Annotated in this window: 20 protein-coding genes and 1 riboswitch; of the genes, 5 read left to right on the top strand and 15 right to left on the bottom strand. The window is 72.6% G+C overall.

The window, feature by feature from the left end; translation table 11 throughout:
- The first annotated feature begins 80 nt into the window (after window positions 1-80).
- Window positions 81-878 carry a maleylpyruvate isomerase family mycothiol-dependent enzyme gene (locus ABD268_RS09630; RefSeq protein ID WP_344150629.1) on the top strand — a complete coding sequence of 266 codons (798 nt, stop codon included), beginning with the start codon at window positions 81-83 and terminating at the stop codon, window positions 876-878.
- Between the two features lie 37 nt (window positions 879-915).
- On the opposite strand, the gene pheT is transcribed toward ABD268_RS09630, so the two are convergent.
- The 8 genes from pheT to ABD268_RS09590 form a co-directional block, all read right to left on the bottom strand.
- The gene (gene pheT, locus ABD268_RS09625) at window positions 916-3,399 is read right to left on the bottom strand and encodes a phenylalanine--tRNA ligase subunit beta (protein WP_344150626.1); all 2,484 of its coding nucleotides are present in this window, start codon (window positions 3,397-3,399) and stop codon (window positions 916-918) included.
- A 4-nt stretch (window positions 3,400-3,403) separates the two neighbouring features.
- The gene (gene pheS, locus ABD268_RS09620; protein ID WP_344150623.1) at window positions 3,404-4,507 is read right to left on the bottom strand and encodes a phenylalanine--tRNA ligase subunit alpha; all 1,104 of its coding nucleotides are present in this window, start codon (window positions 4,505-4,507) and stop codon (window positions 3,404-3,406) included.
- Between the two features lie 155 nt (window positions 4,508-4,662).
- Window positions 4,663-5,715, bottom strand: a complete 1,053-nt coding sequence (locus ABD268_RS09615) for a sensor histidine kinase (RefSeq protein ID WP_344150620.1) — start codon at window positions 5,713-5,715, stop codon at window positions 4,663-4,665.
- Window positions 5,716-5,764: 49 nt separating this feature from the next.
- Window positions 5,765-6,550, bottom strand: a complete 786-nt coding sequence (locus ABD268_RS09610; RefSeq protein ID WP_344150617.1) for a TrmH family RNA methyltransferase — start codon at window positions 6,548-6,550, stop codon at window positions 5,765-5,767.
- A 2-nt stretch (window positions 6,551-6,552) separates the two neighbouring features.
- A complete protein-coding gene (gene rplT / locus ABD268_RS09605) occupies window positions 6,553-6,939 on the bottom strand; it encodes a 50S ribosomal protein L20 (protein WP_108345803.1) in 387 nt (128 codons plus the stop codon).
- 79 nt (window positions 6,940-7,018) lie between these two features.
- Window positions 7,019-7,213: a 50S ribosomal protein L35 gene (gene rpmI, locus ABD268_RS09600; protein ID WP_180933408.1), complete on the bottom strand. Its 195-nt coding sequence runs from the start codon at window positions 7,211-7,213 to the stop codon at window positions 7,019-7,021.
- An 80-nt stretch (window positions 7,214-7,293) separates the two neighbouring features.
- Complete coding sequence (gene infC, locus ABD268_RS09595) at window positions 7,294-7,947, bottom strand: translation initiation factor IF-3 (RefSeq protein WP_344150697.1); 654 nt, start codon at window positions 7,945-7,947, stop codon at window positions 7,294-7,296.
- 354 nt (window positions 7,948-8,301) lie between these two features.
- The gene (locus ABD268_RS09590; protein ID WP_344150606.1) at window positions 8,302-8,820 is read right to left on the bottom strand and encodes an SseB family protein; all 519 of its coding nucleotides are present in this window, start codon (window positions 8,818-8,820) and stop codon (window positions 8,302-8,304) included.
- A gap of 100 nt (window positions 8,821-8,920) precedes the next feature.
- Here ABD268_RS09590 and ABD268_RS09585 point away from each other — a divergent pair, with 100 nt between their 5' ends.
- Genes ABD268_RS09585 through ABD268_RS09570 form a run of 4 tightly spaced genes read left to right on the top strand, consistent with a single transcriptional unit; the run spans window position 8,921 to window position 12,079 of the window.
- A complete protein-coding gene (locus ABD268_RS09585) occupies window positions 8,921-9,346 on the top strand; it encodes a hypothetical protein (protein ID WP_344150603.1) in 426 nt (141 codons plus the stop codon).
- Window positions 9,346-10,563, top strand: coding sequence for an amino acid deaminase/aldolase (locus tag ABD268_RS09580; protein WP_344150600.1), 1,218 nt, complete (start codon window positions 9,346-9,348; stop codon window positions 10,561-10,563). Before ABD268_RS09585 ends, ABD268_RS09580 begins: the two co-directional genes overlap by 1 nt.
- A 3-nt stretch (window positions 10,564-10,566) precedes the next feature.
- Window positions 10,567-11,139 (top strand): uridine kinase family protein, encoded by a 573-nt coding sequence (locus ABD268_RS09575; protein ID WP_344150597.1) that lies wholly within the window; start codon window positions 10,567-10,569, stop codon window positions 11,137-11,139.
- 16 nt (window positions 11,140-11,155) lie between these two features.
- Window positions 11,156-12,079 (top strand): aldose 1-epimerase family protein, encoded by a 924-nt coding sequence (locus ABD268_RS09570; RefSeq protein WP_344150594.1) that lies wholly within the window; start codon window positions 11,156-11,158, stop codon window positions 12,077-12,079.
- 16 nt (window positions 12,080-12,095) lie between these two features.
- Here ABD268_RS09570 and ABD268_RS09565 read toward each other — a convergent pair whose 3' ends face one another.
- The 7 genes from ABD268_RS09565 to ribD form a co-directional block, all read right to left on the bottom strand.
- Entirely contained in the window at window positions 12,096-12,548 is a 453-nt protein-coding gene (locus ABD268_RS09565) for a PH domain-containing protein (protein ID WP_344150591.1), read from the bottom strand.
- Window positions 12,532-13,386, bottom strand: coding sequence for an ATP phosphoribosyltransferase (gene hisG / locus ABD268_RS09560; RefSeq protein ID WP_344150588.1), 855 nt, complete (start codon window positions 13,384-13,386; stop codon window positions 12,532-12,534). Before hisG ends, ABD268_RS09565 begins: the two co-directional genes overlap by 17 nt.
- An 8-nt stretch (window positions 13,387-13,394) precedes the next feature.
- Window positions 13,395-13,658, bottom strand: a complete 264-nt coding sequence (locus tag ABD268_RS09555) for a phosphoribosyl-ATP diphosphatase (RefSeq protein ID WP_344150585.1) — start codon at window positions 13,656-13,658, stop codon at window positions 13,395-13,397.
- Between the two features lie 109 nt (window positions 13,659-13,767).
- Window positions 13,768-14,256, bottom strand: a complete 489-nt coding sequence (ribH, locus tag ABD268_RS09550) for a 6,7-dimethyl-8-ribityllumazine synthase (RefSeq protein ID WP_344150582.1) — start codon at window positions 14,254-14,256, stop codon at window positions 13,768-13,770.
- Window positions 14,253-15,494, bottom strand: coding sequence for a bifunctional 3,4-dihydroxy-2-butanone-4-phosphate synthase/GTP cyclohydrolase II (locus tag ABD268_RS09545; protein WP_344150579.1), 1,242 nt, complete (start codon window positions 15,492-15,494; stop codon window positions 14,253-14,255). Before ABD268_RS09545 ends, ribH begins: the two co-directional genes overlap by 4 nt.
- Before the next feature lie 76 nt (window positions 15,495-15,570).
- Complete coding sequence (locus tag ABD268_RS09540; RefSeq protein ID WP_344150576.1) at window positions 15,571-16,224, bottom strand: riboflavin synthase; 654 nt, start codon at window positions 16,222-16,224, stop codon at window positions 15,571-15,573.
- 1 nt (window position 16,225) lies between these two features.
- A complete protein-coding gene (gene ribD, locus ABD268_RS09535) occupies window positions 16,226-17,296 on the bottom strand; it encodes a bifunctional diaminohydroxyphosphoribosylaminopyrimidine deaminase/5-amino-6-(5-phosphoribosylamino)uracil reductase RibD (protein WP_344150573.1) in 1,071 nt (356 codons plus the stop codon).
- 91 nt (window positions 17,297-17,387) lie between these two features.
- Window positions 17,388-17,546: riboswitch (FMN riboswitch) on the bottom strand.
- Between the last annotated feature and the right edge of the window lie 55 nt (window positions 17,547-17,601).

Here is a 17,601-nt window from a genome sequence, read left to right as displayed (position 1 = left end):
ACTATACGGGATTACGTATGTGTATGTGCAAGTCGGTCGGCCCTGTCGAGGTGTCGGCGAATCCGGTTACCTTGCAGGGCATGGCCAAACTCGAGTTCTCCGACTACCTGGTGCGCATCCGCGAGGAGTCCCGGCGCTTCCGCGACGTGCTGGCGACCTGCGAGCCCACAGCACGTGTACCCAGCTGTCCCGACTGGGATGCCTCCGACCTGCTCTGGCACCTGGCCGGCGTGCAGTGGTTCTGGGCCACGACCGTGCGGACCAGGCCGGCCGGACCCGACGAGACCGACACCGGTCCGCAGCGCCCGGGCTCCTACGACGGGCTCCTGGCGGCGTTCGACGAGTACTCCGCGGCCCTGGTCTCACAGCTGGAGTCGGCCGACCCCGCGGAGACCGCCTGGACCTGGTCGACCGAGCAGTCGGTGGGCTTCATCTACCGGCGGCAGGCCCACGAGGCGCTCATGCACCGGTACGACGCCGAGCTCACGGCCGGCGCCGTGACCCCGCTTGACCGCGAGCTGGCGGCGGACGGGGTCCTGGAGTGCCTCGACGTGATGTTCGGGGGGTGCCCGCCCTGGGGCGAGTTCGCCGGTCTGCCGCACTACGTGCGCGTCGACATCACCGACACCGACGAGTCCGTGTGGGTCCAGATCGGCCGCTTCTCGGGCACCAACCCCGACGACGACGTCCACTACGACGAGGACGACATCCGGGTGGTCGACGACCCCGGCACGGAGCCCGACGCGACGGTCGGTGGACCGGCCGGCGCCCTCGACGCCTGGCTGTGGCGACGGGGCGACGACAGCGAGATCCACATCCACGGCGACAAGGCGGTCTACGACCACTTCCGGCTGGCGGTCAACCACCCGATCACGTGACGGGGTCGCCCGGCCCGTCCGGGCCGGGCGGTCCTCGTCAGGCGCGCTGGACGGCGCCGGTGCGCTCGGCGGCCAGGGCCACCGCGGCGTCTCGCGCGGCGGTGGTCTCCTGCTCGGTGAGCGTCCGGTCGGGAGCACGGAAGCGCAGCGCGAAGGCCAGCGACTTGTGCCCGGGGCCCACCTGGTCACCGGTGTAGACGTCGAAGAGCCGGATCGACTCGAGGAGGTCGCCGGCGCCCTCGCGCAGGGCTGCCTCGACCTCCGCCGCGGTGACCGATCCGTCGACGACCAGCGCGACGTCCTCCTTGGCCACCGGGTACGTCGAGAACTCCGGGCCTGCCACGACGTCCTGCGCGTGGCGCATCAGGAGGTCGAGGTCGACCTCCACCGCGGAGGTCCGCGGCGGGAGACCGAAGGCCTGGCAGACCCGCGGGTGCAGCTCGCCGGCGTGGCCGAGCTCCTGTCCCGCGACGGAGAAGCGCGCGCAGCGCCCCGGGTGCCAGGGCATCCGGGCTGCCGACTCCACGGTCAGGTCCACGCCGAGCTCGGCGGCCAGCCGGCGGACGAGGGCGATCGCGTCCGCCCAGCCGGCGTCGCGGCCCGAACCCCACCAGCCGGAGCGCTCCCGCTCCCCCGCCAGGACCGCCGCGAGGTGCAGCGGCTGCTCGGGGATCGCGTCGAACAGCTTGGCGAGCTCGTCCTCGGTCGGTCGCCAGTCGACGCCGTAGATCGGCGCCGGGCCGCGGTCGACCGGGAAGGCGACCGTGCCCGTCTCGAACAGCGCCACCCCCGGCGCACCGCGGCCGATGTTGCGGGCGGCCGCCTTGAACAGCCCGGGCAGCAACGTGGTGGTGTACGCCGGCTCCTCGGAGGAGAGCGGGTTGGCCAGCCGCACCGTCCGGCGCAGCACGTCGTCGTCCGGCAGGCCGAGCGCGTCGAACGCGGCCTCGCCGACGAACGGGAAGCTGAGCACCTCGACGCAGCCCGCCCCGGCCAGGGCGCGTCCGACGCGTCGACGCAGGCGCTGCTCGCGGGTCAGGCCGCGCCCCGACGTGGCGGTCGGCAGGATCGAGGGGACCTGGTCGTAGCCGACGATCCGCGCCACCTCCTCGACGAGGTCGAAGGGGTCGTTGAGGTCCGGGCGCCACGAGGGCGGGGTGGCCGTGAGCCCGTCGCCGTCGGTCTCGACCCGGCACCCCACCGCCCGCAGGTGCGCCACGGTGGTCTCGGCGTCGATGTCCATCCCGGTCACCCGGGCCGGGAGGTCGTAGCCGATGCGGATCTCCGGCCGCGCCGGCGCGGTGCCGACGTGGGTCGCCCCGGGCGCGACGCTGCCGCCGCCGTACGTCGTGAGCAGCTCGGCCACCCGGTCGGCGGCGTACGGCGGGAGCTCCGGGTCGACCCCCCGCTCGAACCGCTTGGACGCCTCGGAGGGCAGCTTGTGCCGCTTCTGGGTGCGGAACACCGAGGTCGCGTCGAAGTGGGCGGCCTCGATGACCACGTGGCTGGTCGTGGCGGAGAGCTCGGTGGTCTCGCCGCCCATCACCCCGGCCAGCCCGATCGGGCCGGAGTCGTCGGTGATCAGCAGGTCCTCGGTCGAGAGCGTTCGGTCGACCCCGTCGAGGGTGCGCAGCCGCTCCCCCTCGGTCGCACGGCGGACCCGGATCGGTCCGGACAGCTTGTCGCCGTCGTAGCCGTGGATCGGCTGACCGAGCTCGAGCATGACGTAGTTGGTCACGTCCACCGCGAGCGAGATCGGGCGCATCCCCGCGAGGAACAGCCGGCGCGACATCCAGCTCGGGGTGGGGGCGGCCGGGTCGAAGCCGGTGACGGTCCGCGTCACGAAGACGGGGCAGCCCGCCGGGTCGTCGACGACGACCGGGTAGCCGTCCGCGTCGGGCGCGGGGACCGGGCGCACCGCCGGGTCGGTGAACGGGATCGAGAAGGCGAGCGCCGACTCGCGGGCGATCCCGCGCAGCGAGAGCGCGTAGGCCCGGTCCGGGTTGATCTCGAACTCGATGACGTCGTCGCGCAGGTGCAGCAGCTCGAACACGTCGTCACCGGGCTTCCCGGCGTCGGCGGGCAGCACGATGATGCCCTCGTGGTCGTCGCCGAGGCCGAGCTCGCGCGACGAGCAGATCATGCCGGCGGACAGGTGACCGTAGGTCTTGCGCGCCGAGATCTCGAAGCCGCCGGGGAGCACAGCGCCGGGCAGCACGACCACCACCAGGTCGCCGGGCGCGAAGTTGTGGGCTCCGCAGACGATGCCCTGGGGCTCGCCGGTGCCGTTGGCGTCACCCACGTCGACGGTGCACCAGTTGATCGTCTTGCCGTTCTTCTGCGGCTCGGGGTCCATGGTCAGGACCCGGCCGACGACCAGCGGACCGGCGATGTCCTCGCCGGGCTTCTCGAGCGCCTCGAGCTTGAGCCCGAGCGCAGTCAGCTCGGCGGCGAGCTGCTCGGAGGTCAGCTCCTCCGGCAGGTCGACGTAGTCGCGGATCCAGGAAAGGGGGGCACGCATGCGTCTAGATTTCCGTTCCGAAAGCGGTGGTGAAGCGGACGTCTCCCTCGAAGAAACCGCGCAGGTCCTCGATGCCGTGACGGAACATCAGGGTGCGGTCGATGCCCATGCCGAAGGCGAAGCCGGTGAACCGCTCGGTGTCCAGGCCGCACGCGGTGAGCACCCGGGGGTTGACCATGCCGCAGCCGCCCCACTCGATCCAGCCCTCGCCGCGACAGGTGCGGCAGGTCTCGACGGCCGGGCTGGCGCCACGGCAGACGAAGCACACCAGGTCGACCTCGGCGCTCGGCTCGGTGAAGGGGAAGTACGACGGCCGGAAGCGGGTCGTGATCCCCTCACCGAACATCGCCTCGGCGAAGTGGTCGAGGGTGCCCTTGAGGTGCGCCATGGTGATGCCCTCGTCGACGACGAGGCCCTCGACCTGGTGGAACATCGGGCTGTGCGTGGCGTCGTACTCGTCGGTCCGGAAGACCCGGCCGGGGCACACGACGTAGATCGGCGGCGTCCGCGTCAGCATCGTGCGCGCCTGCACCGGCGAGGTGTGGGTGCGCAGCACGATGCCCTGGTCCTGCGGCGCGGTCCAGAAGGTGTCCTGCATGGTGCGCGCGGGGTGGTCGGCGCCGAGGTTGAGCGCGTCGAAGTTCAGCCACTCGGCCTCGATGACCGGCCCCTCGGCGACCTCCCAGCCCATGGCGACGAAGACGTCCGCGATCCGCTCGGACCCGGTCGTGATCGGGTGCCGGGCACCCGTCGGCTCGCGATCGGTCGGCAGCGTGACGTCCACGGTCTCCTCGACCAGCATCCGCTCCTCGTGCTCGACCTCGAGCACCGCCTGGCGCTCGGCGAGGGACTTGTTCACCGCACCCCGTGCCTGGCCCACGCGCTGGCCGGCCTCCTTGCGCGCCTGCGGTGGCAGGGCGCCGATCTCACGGTTGGCGAGCGCGAGGGGCGACCGGTCGCCCGCGTGCTCGAGCCGCACCCGCTTGAGCTCCTCGAGGTCGCGCGCCCCGGCGATCGCCGCGAGCGCCGCGTCGCGAGCGGCCTCGACTTCCTCGGGCTTCAACGGGGTGACCTCCACGGGGTCGTAATCGGTGTTCGGTCCCGACATGACTGCCTTTCGGGCTGTGCCTGCTCTTGTGCCTGCTCTGGGGGCTGCTCACGGGGTGACGACGGTCTGGTCGGCCGCCGGCGTGCGCGCCAAGTCTAGGAAGCCCGGCCCGCCGACCGCGACCGGGTTGCGCCCGGTGGGCACCGGCCCCCGGGTCATGCCTGGGGACGGCGGTCCTCGCTGGGCCAGGTGAGCACGATGCGGGCACCGCCCCCGGGAGCCTGGTCGATCGTGACGGTCCCGCCGTGCGCGCGGACCAGCCCGTTGACGATGTAGAGCCCGAGCCCCGACCCACCGCGGGCCCCGTCCTTCCAGAACTTCGTGAACACCCGGCGGCGCAGCTCGGGCGGGATCCCACTGCCTTCGTCGTCGACCACCAGGCGTACGCCGCGCCCGCCGTCCGCCTCGGCGAGGCCGGTCCCCTCGACAGCCACCCGGACGGTCCCGTCCCCGTGGCGCACGGCGTTCTCGACGACGTTGGTGACCACCTGGGTGAACTTGTCGGGATCGGCACTGACCTCGGGAAGGTCCGTGGCCACGTCGAGGTCGATCACCCGGCTGGTGCTGGCGCGCACCGACTCCACCACCCGGGTCACCAGCGTCGCCGCGTCGCACGGCCGGGGGTAGAGCTGCAGCCGGCCGGTGTCGATCCGGGCCACGTCGAGCAGCTCGGCGATCAGCCGGCTGAGCCGGTCGGAGTCGGAGGCGACCGTGGTCAGCATCAGCTTCTTCTGGTCGTCGTTCAGCTTGTCCCAGCGGTTGAGCAGGGCCTGCACGAAGCCCTTGACGCCGGTGAGCGGCGAGCGGAGCTCGTGCGCGACGGTGGCGACCAGGTCGGAGCGCTCCCGGTCCAGCCGGGCCCGGCCGCGGCCCGACCTCAGGCTGACGGCGACCCAGTCGACGGACTCGGCCAGGGCCGGCCGGTGGATGCGGGCCACCACCAGCACCTCGCTGCCGTCCGGGAGCAGCCACGGCTGCTCGGGCACCGCCGTCCGGGTGGCCAGACCCAGGTAGGGGCAGTTGGTCGAGAACCAGTCCCGGCCGTCCTGGTCCTTGAGGGCGAGGACCTCCGCCAGCGGCCGTCCGACCGCGTCGTCGGGGCGGACCCCGAGCAGCTGGCCGGCCGCCAGGTTCACCCGGGTCACCACACCGGCCGCGTCCGCGATGACGGCTCCGTCGGCCAGGGTGTCGAGGTCGGCTGCGGTCACCCGCTCACCTTACGGCCGACCTCGCGCACCGGCAGGGCCCGGCGCAGGCTCAGCGGCGCTGCTCGCGCGCCGAGGCGTAGAGGCAGAGCGCCGCGGCGGTCGAGAGGTTGAGGCTCTCAGCACGGCCGTGGATCGGGATCCGGACCCGGTGGTCGGCCAGCTCGGCGAGCTCGGGCGGGAGGCCCCAGGCCTCGTTGCCGAACAGCCAGGCGGTGGGCCGGGCCAGCAGCTCGTCCGACTCGTACAGCTCGACCTCGCCGGCGCCGTCCGCGGCAAGCACCGTCAGCCCGGCGTCCTGCGCGGCGCGCACGGCGGCCGCAGGGTCCGGCTCGACCGCCAGCGGGAGGTGGAACAGGCTGCCCACGCTGGCCCGCACGGTCTTGGGGTTGTAGGCGTCGACGGACTGCCCGGCGAAGACGACCGCGTCGGCGCCGGCCGCATCCGCGCACCGGACGACGGTGCCGGCGTTGCCGGGGTCGCGGACGTCGGCGCAGATGGCGACCAGCCGCGGGGCCCGGTCCAGCACATGGGCCAGGGGCCGGTCCACGAAGCGGCAGAGGGCCACCACACCGGCCGGGGTGACGCTGTCGCTGAGCGAGGCCAGGGCCCTGTCGTCGACGAGGGTCCAGGCGGGACCTGCCGCCGCCAGCGCGGCGTACTGCTCGGCGGCGGCGGGCGTCGCGTAGACCTCGACGACGCAGCCGGGCAGGGCCAGGGCGCCCTCGACGGCCTTCGGCCCGTCGGCAAGGAAAAGCCGCCGCTCGGCGCGAACCGAGCGGCGGCTGAGCTTCCGCGACTCCTTGACCCGAGTGTTGCCCGAGGTCAGGGGGAGCATGATCAGGCGGAGACCTTGGGCGCGTTGACGTCCTCGGGCAGCGCGGCCTTCGCGGTCTCGACGAGCGCGTTGAACGCGGCCACGTCGTTGACGGCGAGCTCGGCCAGGATCTTGCGGTCGACCTCGACACCGGCGAGGTTCAGGCCCTGGATGAACCGGTTGTAGGTCATCCCCTGGGCGCGGGCGGCAGCGTTGATGCGCTGGATCCACAGCTTGCGGAAGTTGCCCTTGTTCTTGCGCCGGTCGTTGTAGCTGTAGACCAGCGAGTGGGTGACCTGCTCCTTCGCCTTGCGGTAGAGGCGCGAACGCTGTCCGCGGTAACCGCTGGCGCGCTCGAGGACGACCCGGCGCTTCTTCTGGGCGTTCACTGCCCGCTTGACGCGTGCCACGTTGTTACTCCTTGTTGCTTGGTTCGGGGTGCGCTGGTCTCGACAGGCTCGACCGGCGGTGGTTCAGGGTCGGCTGAGGTCAGAGACCCAGCATCTTCTTGGCGCGCTTGACGTCGGACTTGGCGAGCTCGGTCGTGCCCGTCATCCGACGCGTCACCTTCGAGGGCTTCTTCTCGAGGTTGTGGCGCTTGCCGGCCTTCTCGCGAAGGATCTTGCCGGAGCCGGTGACCCGGAACCGCTTGCCAGCACCGGAGTGCGTCTTGTTCTTCGGCATCTCTCTGCTCTCTATCTCGTGGTCAGGCCGCGCAAGGGCGACCGATCGTGCGTCAGCGTGGGTGACACGGCGGGGCCGTGTCAGGCGTCGATCTCGGGGTCGAGGTTCTCGGAGCGGCCCCGCTCCTTCTTCTTCGCCACCGGACCAGCGGCGTGCGCGGCGTCGCGCTCCGCCTTCTCGTCGGCCTCGAGCGCGGCCCGCTCGGCGGCCTTCGACTCCTTGGCCGCCTGCATCTCGACCTTGGCGTCGGCCTTCTTCTTGTGCGGGCCGAGCACCATGATCATGTTGCGCCCGTCCTGCTTGGGCGCGGACTCGACGAAGCCCAGCTCCGTGACGTCCTCGGCCAGGCGCTGCAGCAGCCGGAACCCGAGCTCGGGACGGTGCTGCTCACGACCGCGGAACATGATCGTGATCTTGACCTTGTCCCCGGCCTTGAGGAACCGCACGACGTGACCCTTCTTGGTCTCGTAGTCGTGCGCGTCGATCTTCGGACGAAGCTTCATCTCCTTGATGATGACGTTCGTCTGGTTCCGACGTGCCTCACGAGCCTTCTGGGCGTTCTCGTACTTGAACTTCCCGTAGTCCATGAGCTTGCAGACCGGCGGACGGGCCATGGGAGCGATCTCGACGAGGTCGAGGTCGGCCTCCTGCGCAAGGCGCAGCGCGTCGGCGGTGGGAACGATGCCGACGGTCTCGCCACTGGGGCCAACGAGGCGGACCTCGGAAACCCGGATCCGGTCGTTGATTCGAAGCTCGGTGCTGATGTGTCCTCCTGGTGGAAATGTGGCCGGAGGTCTCTGCCAGTCCGGGCACCTGCCCGGAAATCAACAAAGGCTTCCGCTTGTCATCCAAGCGGAAGCCAGTCGCGACACACTCCCCGTCGGGAAATGCACCACCGAGGGGGACGGTCGGCGCCTCCGCGCCTCACGCAACTCTCGGGACCGGACCCGACGACCTGTTCACCGTGCGGCGAGGCGGTCGATGCGGGTGGGAGGCCTGTCGTACCGGTCTCCGCTTGTTGGATCTGCTCCGTCACCCCGTCGGGACAGGAATCAGGAACTGATCGGTCAACACGGAATGCTAGCGGATCATTCCGGATCCGGCCGAATCCACGCCGGACGGTCCCCCACCAGCGCGAGACGCCACCCTCTGGCCAGGGCCTCGAGGTCCTCCCCCTCCACCACCATGGTGGCAGGTCCGGCCACGTCGACGACGAGCGCCGCCGCACCGTCCTGCAGCGCCGACTGGGCCGCCACCCGGGCCGGGACCGGCACCGGCCGGGCCTGCGGGTCCCAGGCCGTCAGCGACGCGGTGCCGGTGAACGCCAGCAGGGCGAGGCGACCGTCCTTGCCCGTGAGCAGCACCGCCGCCATGTCGCTGGTCTTGTCGTGGGCGAGACCGGCCTCGTCGTACTCCACCTCACCGAGGACCGCGACGACCGGCACCAGCAACCGGGCCTCCTGCAGCGCGGCCAGCACCTCTACGTAGGAGCCGCGCGGGTCGGCGGCGTACGCCGCGAGGGCCTCCGCCACCGGTGCGGGGACCTCGCCCGTGTCGCCGGCGAAGCCGGAGTCGGGGATCCGTCGGGGCAGGTCGGCGTCGGTCATCCGGTCATTTTCACCGATCGGCCACGGGCCTCGACCTCCAGGGCCTGCCCCGCTCCGGAACGGTCCGCCCGATCGTGGGGTCTTGTGCCACGCTTGTGGTGTGGACGACGTGACCTGGGGTGCCTTCGCACTCACCCTGACCCTGCTCGGGGGGATCTGGACCTGGTACGCCTTCCGCCGGCGCGGCGTCGCGTCGGGGTTGCGGGCGGCCGCCTTCACGCTGCTGCCGATGGCGGCGTACCTGACCCGGACCCTGCGCCTCTTCACGCGGGTGGCCGGCGCGATCGGGGACTGGGCCGCCAGCCTGGTGTTCAACCCCTTCGTCTGGGTGGGCTTCGTCCTGTTCGGTGTCTCGGCGGGGCTCTTCGTGGTCTCCGGGCTGCTGCGCGCCCGTGAGCTCGGCGGCCGCCCCGAGAAGAAAGCACGGCGCGGCAAGCAGCTCCCGCCCGGCGGCAAGGGCGCACCTGCCATCGACGACGACATGGCCGAGATCGAGGCGCTCCTGCGCAAGCGCGGCATCTCCTGATGGGGCAGTCCTTCGTCGACCGCAACCGGTTGTGGGCGCGGCTGAACGGAGCCGTGGCCGCGCACGGCACTCCCCTGCCCACCCCGACGATGGTCGTGGACCTCGACGCCTTCGACGCCAACGCCGACGACCTGGTGCGCCGTGCCGGCGGCAAGCCCGTGCGGGTCGCCTCCAAGTCGCTGCGCGTGCCGGCGCTCCTGGAGCGGGCCCTGGACCACGACGGGTTCGACGGCGTCCTGGCCTACACGCTGCGCGAGGCGCTGTGGCTGCACGAGCACGACCTCGCCGACGACATCGTGGTCGCCTACCCGACGGTCGACCGGGGCGCCCTCGCCGACCTGGTCGGCTCCCCCTCCGCCGCCGCGCACATCACGCTGATGATCGACGACCGGGCCCACCTCGACCTCGTCGACTCCGTCCGCGCCTCGCTGGCGGTGCCGATCCGGATCGCCATCGACATCGACGCCGGCCTGCGCGTCGGCGGCCAGCACGTCGGGCCGAAGCGGTCCCCGCTGTGGGACGTGGCCGCCGTCGTCGGGCTCGCCCGCACCGTCGAGGCTCGCGGCGGCTTCCGGCTGGTCGGCGCGATGACCTACGAGGGCCAGGTCGCGGGGCTGCCGGACCAGCTGCCCGGCCAGCGCACCCGGTCGATGGTGCTGCGCCGGATGAAGACGCTGTCGCTGAGCCAGCTGCAGGAGCGCCGCGGCGAGATCGACGAGGCCCTGCGCCAGGTCGCCTCCTTGGAGTTCTGGAACGCGGGCGGCTCCGGCTCGGTGGAGGAGTCTGCCCACGACCCGATCGTCACCGAGGTGAGTGCCGGGTCGGGACTGCTGGTCCCGACCCTGTTCGACCACTACGCGTCGTTCCGGCCGCACCCCGCGTCGTACTTCGGAGTGCCCGTCGTACGCCGGCCCTCACCGCAGGTCGCCACCGTGCACGGCGCCGGCCTGGTCGCGTCCGGTGCCGCCGGGGCGGACCGGCTGCCCACGCCGTGGGCCCCGGCCGGCCTGCGGCTGACCGGGCTCGAGGGCGCCGGCGAGGTGCAGACCCCGGTCACCGGGCCCCCCGCTTCCCTGCTGCGGATCGGCGACCTGGTGTGGTTCCGGCACGCCAAGTCCGGCGAGCCGTTCGAGCACACCGCGACCGTGCACCTGCTGCAGGGTGACTCGTTCGTGGACTCGGTCCCGACGTACCGCGGCCTCGGCCTCGCGTTCTGACCCGTGGGTCCCGCCGACGCGGCCGCGCTGCTGCTGGACCTGGCCGAGTCACGGCCGCCCACGCTCGGGCCGGGGCGGCTCGTCTGCGTCGACGGGCCGGCGGGCTCGGGGAAGACGACGCTCGCCGGCGCGGTCGCGGCCCTCCGACCGGGTACCCGGGTGGTCCACATGGACGACCTGTACGACGGGTGGGCCGGGCTGCCGCACCTCGCCGACCAGCTGACCGGCCTGTTGCGCCCGCTGGCCGGTGGCGAGCCGGGCTGCTACCGGCGCTACGACTGGCACGCCGGCCGCTTCGCCGAGACCGTCGACGTCCCGCCCGGCGACCTGCTGGTGCTCGAGGGCGTCGGCTCGGGGTCACGGACGCACGCGGACCTCACCACCGCCCTGGCCTGGGTCTGGGCGCCCGCGGAGCTGCGGTTGCGGCGCGGTCTCGAGCGGGACGGTGTCGCGCTCCGTGGCCGGTGGCGGCAGTGGATGGTGGACGAGGACGCGTACTTCTCCCGGGACGCGGTGGCCGGGCGCGCCGACCTGCTCGTGGACGGGACCGGGCTGACGCCCCCACGGCTGCGATGACCCTAGGGTTGGGGCCATGCTCTCTCCCAGTGGCGACCAGTTCGAGATCAGCGGCGGTGGCTACCGCGCGGTCGTGACCGAGAGCGGCGCCGCGCTGCGGCTCCTGGAGTACGCCGGCCGGCCGCTGGTGGACGGCTTCGACGCGGACCGCATGTCGCCGGGTGGCCGGGGCCAGCTGCTGATGCCGTGGCCGAACCGGATCCGGGACGGCGCCTACACCTTCGACGGCCGCGACCTGCAGCTGCCGCTGACCGAGCCGGCCCGGCACAACGCCTCGCACGGACTCGTCCGCTGGGTCGCCTGGACCCTGGAGGAGCACACCGACAACTCGGTCTCGCTGGTCTACCGGCTGATGGCCCAGACCGGCTACCCGTGGACGCTGGACCTGCACGTGCTCTACGACCTGTCCGCCGACGGGCTCACCGTCACCCAGACCGCCACGAACATGGCGGCCGAGCCCGCGCCGTACGCCAGCGGGGCGCACCCCTACCTCGCGGTCGGCCCGGGCCCGATCGACTCGCTCGAGCTGACCCTGCCGGCCGGCACCCGGTCGCTGGTCGACGACCGGCTGCTGCCGGTGGGCCGCGAGGACGTCGAGGACACGGCGTACGACTTCCGGGTCGCGCGGCCGGTCCGCGACACGGCGTTCGACGACGCCTTCACCGACCTCGAGCGGGACGAGCAGGGCATCGCGACCGCGGTGCTGCGCGACCCCCACACCGGTCATGGCGTGGCGCTGTGGGTGGACGAGCGGCACCGGTGGCTGCAGGTCTTCAGCGCCGACCAGGCGCCCGGCACGGCCCGGCGCTCGCTGGCCGTGGAGCCGATGACCGCGCCCGCGGACTCGTTCCGCTCGGGCGACGACCTGGTGACGCTCGCGAGGTCCGGCGAGGCCGGCGACGAGCACTCCGCCTCCTGGGGCATCCGGGCCCTCGACTGATACCGGACGCTCCGGCTCAGCGGTTGACCAGGGCGCGGAGCTGGCTCACCGCGGTGCGGGCCCGGGCTCCGTCGGAGCCCTGGATGCCCAGCGCCGCCATGGTGGTGCCGTCGCTGAGGTCGAGGGTGACCCACGGCGCGCCGGGCGGCAGGTGCACCGCCACGATCTCGGCCCAGTCGAGCTCGCGGCGCCGGTAGCCGTTGACGACCACGAGCCGGTCCTCCTCGGCGACCACCCGGGACCTCACCAGGGCGAACCAGGCGGCGAAGGCGAGCAGCCCGAGGAAGACGAGCGTGCCGCGCTGGAAGGGCGTGAACTTGGCGCGCGTCTCGGGGTCGAAGGAGAACCAGGCGAAGGCGCACACGACGAGGAGCGCGCCGCCGAACACGACCCCGGCCAGGCGGGCGCCGAAGGGCCGCCACGTGTGCGGCAGCGAGACGAGGCCGGGCACGTCAGAGCCGGCAGGCATGGATGTCGGTGAGCAGGATCCCGCGGGCGCCGAGGTCGAACAGCTCGTCCATCAGGCGCTGGGCGCCGTCACGAGGAACCATCGCGCGGACCGCGACCCAGCCCTCGCGGTGCAGTGGCGAGACCGTCGGACTCTCGATGCCGGGCGTCAGCGCCACCGCCGCGGTGACGTCCTGGCTCCTGATGTCGTAGTCCATCATCACGTAGCTGCGGGCAACGAGGACGCCCTCGAGGCGGCGCTTGAAGACCTCGAAGCCGGACGGCACCGAGCCCGCGCGGGTGATGAGCACGGCCTCGGACTCGAGGATCACCTCGCCGAAGGTCTCCAGCCCGGCCTGGCGCAGGGTGCTGCCGGTCTCGACGACGTCGGCGATCACGTCCGCGACCCCGAGCTGGATGCTGGTCTCGACCGCGCCGTCGAGCCGGGTCACCGTGGCGTCGATCCCCCGCTCCTCGAGGAACGCCCGCACGACCCCGACGTACGACGTGGCGATGCGGGTGCCGGCCAGCTGGCCGAGGTCGGAGAACTTCCCCGTCGGGCCGGCGAAGTGGAAGCGGCTGCGGCCGAAGCCGAGCTCGAGCACCTCGTCGGCCTTGGCCCCGGAGTCACGCAGCAGGTCGCGGCCGGTGACGCCGACGTCGAGGGTGCCCTCGCCGACGTACAGCGCGATGTCGCGGGGGCGCAGGTAGAAGAACTCGACGCCGTTCTCGGCGTCGATCAGCGTGAGCTCCTTGGAGTCGTGGCGCTGGCGGTAGCCGGACTCGCGCAGGATCTCGGACGCGGACTGGGACAGCGAGCCCTTGTTGGGGACCGCGACCCGGAGCAGGGGTGCACTCATGGCAGACCTCAGAGGTGGGTGTAGACGTCGTGCAGGCTGATGCCGCTGGCGATCATGAGCACCTGGGCGTGGTAGAGCAGCTGACTGATCTCCTCGGCGGTGCGCTCCTTGCCCTCGTGCTCGGCCGCCATCCAGGACTCGGCCGCCTCCTCGACCAGCTTCTTGCCGATCGCATGGACGCCGGCATCGAGCTGCGCGACGGTGCCGGATCCCTCGGGGCGCTCCCGGGCCTTCTCGTTGAGCTCGGCCCAGAGCTCGTCGAACGTCTTCACGGTCGCCCAGCCTACGGCGTCCGCCGACCCGTCGCTTCTTCGCGTCCAGCCGCATCGACCCGTCGTTACCTGGGCCACACTCGCGGACGCAGCCGGCGACGGGTCGGCGTCAGGTCTCGTAGCCGCGCTTGATGGTGCGCAGGGTCTGGGCGGTGAGCAGGGCGGCGGACGTGGCCTCGTAGCCCTTGTCCTCCTTCGACCCCTCGAGCCCGGCCCGGTCCAGCGCCTGCTGGTCGTCGTCACAGGTGAGGACGCCGAAGCCGACGGCCGCCTGGTGATCGAGGGCGACCCGGGTCAGCCCGTCGGTGGCGGCGTTGCAGACGTAGTCGAAGTGCGGGGTCCCGCCCCGGATCACGACGCCGAGGGCGACCACCGCGTCGTACCCCTGGGCCGCGAGCGCGGCGGCGACCACCGGGAGCTCGAAGGTCCCGGGCACCCGGACCACCGAGGGTGCCTCCACCTTGAAGTCGCGGCACGCGCGCAGCGCGCCGTCGAGCAGGCCGTCCATGACCTGCTCGTGCCAGCTCGCGGCGACCACGGCGACACGCAGGTCGTGGCAGTCGACGGGCTTCTGGTCGGGGGCTCCGGCTCCGCTCATGGGCGGGCTCCTTCCTCGAGGGGCAGGTGGGGCAGGTCGTGACCCATCCGGTCACGCTTGGTGAGCAGGTAGGCGATGTTGTGGTCGTTGGGGTGCGGCGTGAGCTGGACCCGCTCGGCGACCGCGACCCCGAAGTCCTCGAGGTTGCTGACCTTGTCGGGGTTGTTCGTCAGCAGCCGGACGCTCTCGATGCCGAGGTCGCGCAGGACCTGGGTCGCGGTGCCGTAGTGGCGCGCGTCCGCGGGCAGCCCGAGCTCGAGGTTGGCGTCCACGGTGTCCCGGCCGCCGTCCTGGAGCTGGTAGGCCTGCAGCTTGGCCACCAGGCCGATGCCACGGCCCTCGTGCCCGCGCAGGTAGACGACCACGCCACGGCCCTCCTCGACGATCCGCTCGAGGGCCTCCTCCAGCTGCGGGCCGCAGTCGCAACGGTGGCTGCCGAAGACGTCGCCGGTCAGGCACTCGGAGTGGACCCGGGTCAGCACCGGCTCGGGGCCCGAGACGTCGCCGTACACGAGGGCGATGTGCTCGGAGGCGTCGACGGTGATGCGATAGCCGTACGCCGTGAAGTCGCCGTGGCGGGTGGGCAGCCGGGTCTCGGCCACCCGCTCGACGAGCGTCTCGTGGCGGCGGCGGTAGCGGACCAGCTCGTCGATCGAGATCATCGCCAGCCCGTGCTCGTCGGCGAACTCGCGCAGCTCGGGACCGCGCTTCATGGTGCCGTCGTCGTTGACCACCTCGACCAGGACGCCGGCGGGTGTCAGGCCGGCCAGCTTGGCGAGGTCGACCGCGGCCTCGGTGTGCCCGCGGCGGACCAGGACGCCGCCTTCGCGGTAGCGCAGCGGGAACACGTGGCCGGGCCGGGTGATCTCCCAGGGCTCGGTGGCCGAGTCGGCGAGCACGCGGACCGTGTGCGCGCGGTCGGCCGCGCTGATCCCGGTCGTGACGCCGTCCCGGGCGTCGACGGAGATGGTGTAGGCGGTGCGCAGCCGGTCCTTGTTGTGCGGCGTCATCAGCGGGATCTCGAGCCGGTCCAGCATGTCGGCCGGCATCGGCACGCAGATCACGCCGCTGCTGTAGCGGATCGTGAACGCCATCAGCTCCGGCGTCGCCTTGCTGGCGGCGAAGATGATGTCGCCCTCGTTCTCGCGGTCCTCGTCGTCGACGACCACGACCGCCCTCCCGGCGGCGATGTCGGCGATCGCGCGCTCGACGGGGTCGAGCCTGACCTTGTCGCTCATGCGTGTGCTCCTTGCTGGGGGGTCTCGGCTGCCGTGGGGGACGGGTCGGTGGTGGTGTGCCCTCGGTGGTCGAGCATCAGAGGTCCTGCCCCTCGGTCCCGCCTCGGAGCCGCTCGAGGTAACCGCCGGCCAGCAGCCGCTCGACGTGCTTGGCGATGACGTCGGTCTCGAGGTTCACCCGGTCGCCGGTCCGGCGGAAGCCCAGGGTGGTGCGGGCCAGGGTCTCGGGGATGAGGCTGACGGTGAAGCGGTCCTCGCCGGCCGCCACGACGGTCAGGCTGACCCCGTCGACGGTGATCGAGCCCTTGTCGACCAGGTAGCGGGACAGCTCGGGGGGCATGGCGATCTCCACGACCTCCCAGTGCTCACTGGGGGTGCGGCTCACGACGGTGCCGACGCCGTCGACGTGCCCCTGGACGATGTGGCCGCCGAGCCGCTTCTCCACGGTGACGGCACGCTCGAGGTTGACCCGGTCGCCCGGCGCGACGCCGTGCAGGCTGGTCTTGTCGAGCGTCTCCTGCATCACGTCGGCGGTCCAGAGGTCGGCGGGGCCGTCCTCGGTGGTCGACCCCGTCGACACCACGGTCAGGCAGCACCCGTTGACGGCGATCGAGTCGCCGAGCCCGGCGTCCTCGAGCACCGTGGCGGCGCGGATGGTGAGCCGGATGGCGTCACCCTGGTCCTCGACCGCCTCGACGGTGCCGAGCTCCTCGACGATTCCGGTGAACATGTCAGTGGCCTTCCTGGCGGGGCCCCGGGCACGGGGTCATGGTGAGGCGGACGTTGGGCTGCTCGCCGTCGACACCGTCGAGCACGGTCACGTCGGTGACCGTGGGACGCAGCGCGTCGGCGATGGTGGTGATCCCGAGGTCGGCGACCGCGTCGCGGCCGGCGCCGAGCAGCACCGGCGCGACGTACGCGACGATCTCGTCGACCAGGCCGGCGCGCACGAAGGCGGCCGCGAGGGTCGGGCCGCCCTCGAGGAAGACGTGCTGCCGGTCGCGGGCGTAGAGCTCGGCGAGGGCGGCGTGCGGGTCGCGGGTGCGCAGGTGCACGGTCTCGGCCCCCGGGGTCAGCTCGGTGTCGAAGATGCGTCGGCCTGGGTCGAGCTGCCGCTCCCCCATCACCGCGCGCAGCGGCTGCCGGTCCAGCGGGCGGTCGTCGGCGTCGCGGACCGTCAGCCGGGGGTCGTCGACCGCCACGGTGTTGGTGCCGACCAGCATCGTGTCGCAGAGCGCCCGCAGCCGGTGGGTGTCGTGGCGCGCGGCGGTGCTGGAGACCCAGCGGCTGGTGCCGTCGGCGGCGGCGCTGCGGCCGTCGAGGCTCGCGGCGAACTTCCAGGTGACGAAGGGCCGGCCGTGGTCGACGGCGAAGGTCCAGACCCGGTTCAGCTCGCGCGCCCGGTCCGCGAGGAGGCCGCCCTCGACCTGCACGCCCGCGGCGCGCAGCGTCTCGCCGCCCCCGGCCGCGACCGGGTTCGGGTCCGCCTGCGCGAAGACGACCCGGCGTACGCCGGCCTCGACCAGCGCCTGCGCGCACGGGCCGGTCCGGCCGGTGTGGTTGCAGGGCTCGAGGGTGACCACGGCAGTGGTCCCGCGGGCGGCCGGGCCGGCCTGCGCCAGCGCGTCGGCCTCGGCGTGGTCGGTGCCCGCGCCGCGGTGGTAGCCCTCGGCCACGGTGCCGCCGTCGGCGTCGAGCAGGACGCAGCCGACCCGCGGGTTCGGACCCAACGGCACGCCCGGGGTGGCGGCGAGCTCGAGCGCGCGCTGCATGGCGCGCCGCTCGGCATGGCTGGAGGTCATCCGCCGGGCCCCTTCCTGGTCCGCTCACGGGACTCCGGGGCGACGGCGGGGCCACGCGCTCACCGTCGATGACGGAGGGCGGCAGTCCTGCCTGCGTGCGCTTCCCATCCGGACTTTGACCGTCGGTCCAGGAGTTCCACCTGGTCAACCGGTCACTGGCTGTGACCGGGTCGCGGACTTCTGAGCGAAGCGAAGGAGCATTCGATCAGTCACCGCCGGCTCGGAATTGCACCGACCCCAGAGCACGCGAGCTCACTGAACTCGTCGCGGCAAGTTTGCCACAGGGCCCGTGATCGCGGCCCGTG

The sequence above is a fragment of the Nocardioides koreensis genome (assembly GCF_039531775.1).
GTDB classification, from domain to species: domain Bacteria; phylum Actinomycetota; class Actinomycetes; order Propionibacteriales; family Nocardioidaceae; genus Nocardioides; species Nocardioides koreensis.
The sequence above is the reverse complement of the archived record's forward strand: the minus strand, read 5'-3'. Positions and strand labels throughout refer to the sequence as shown.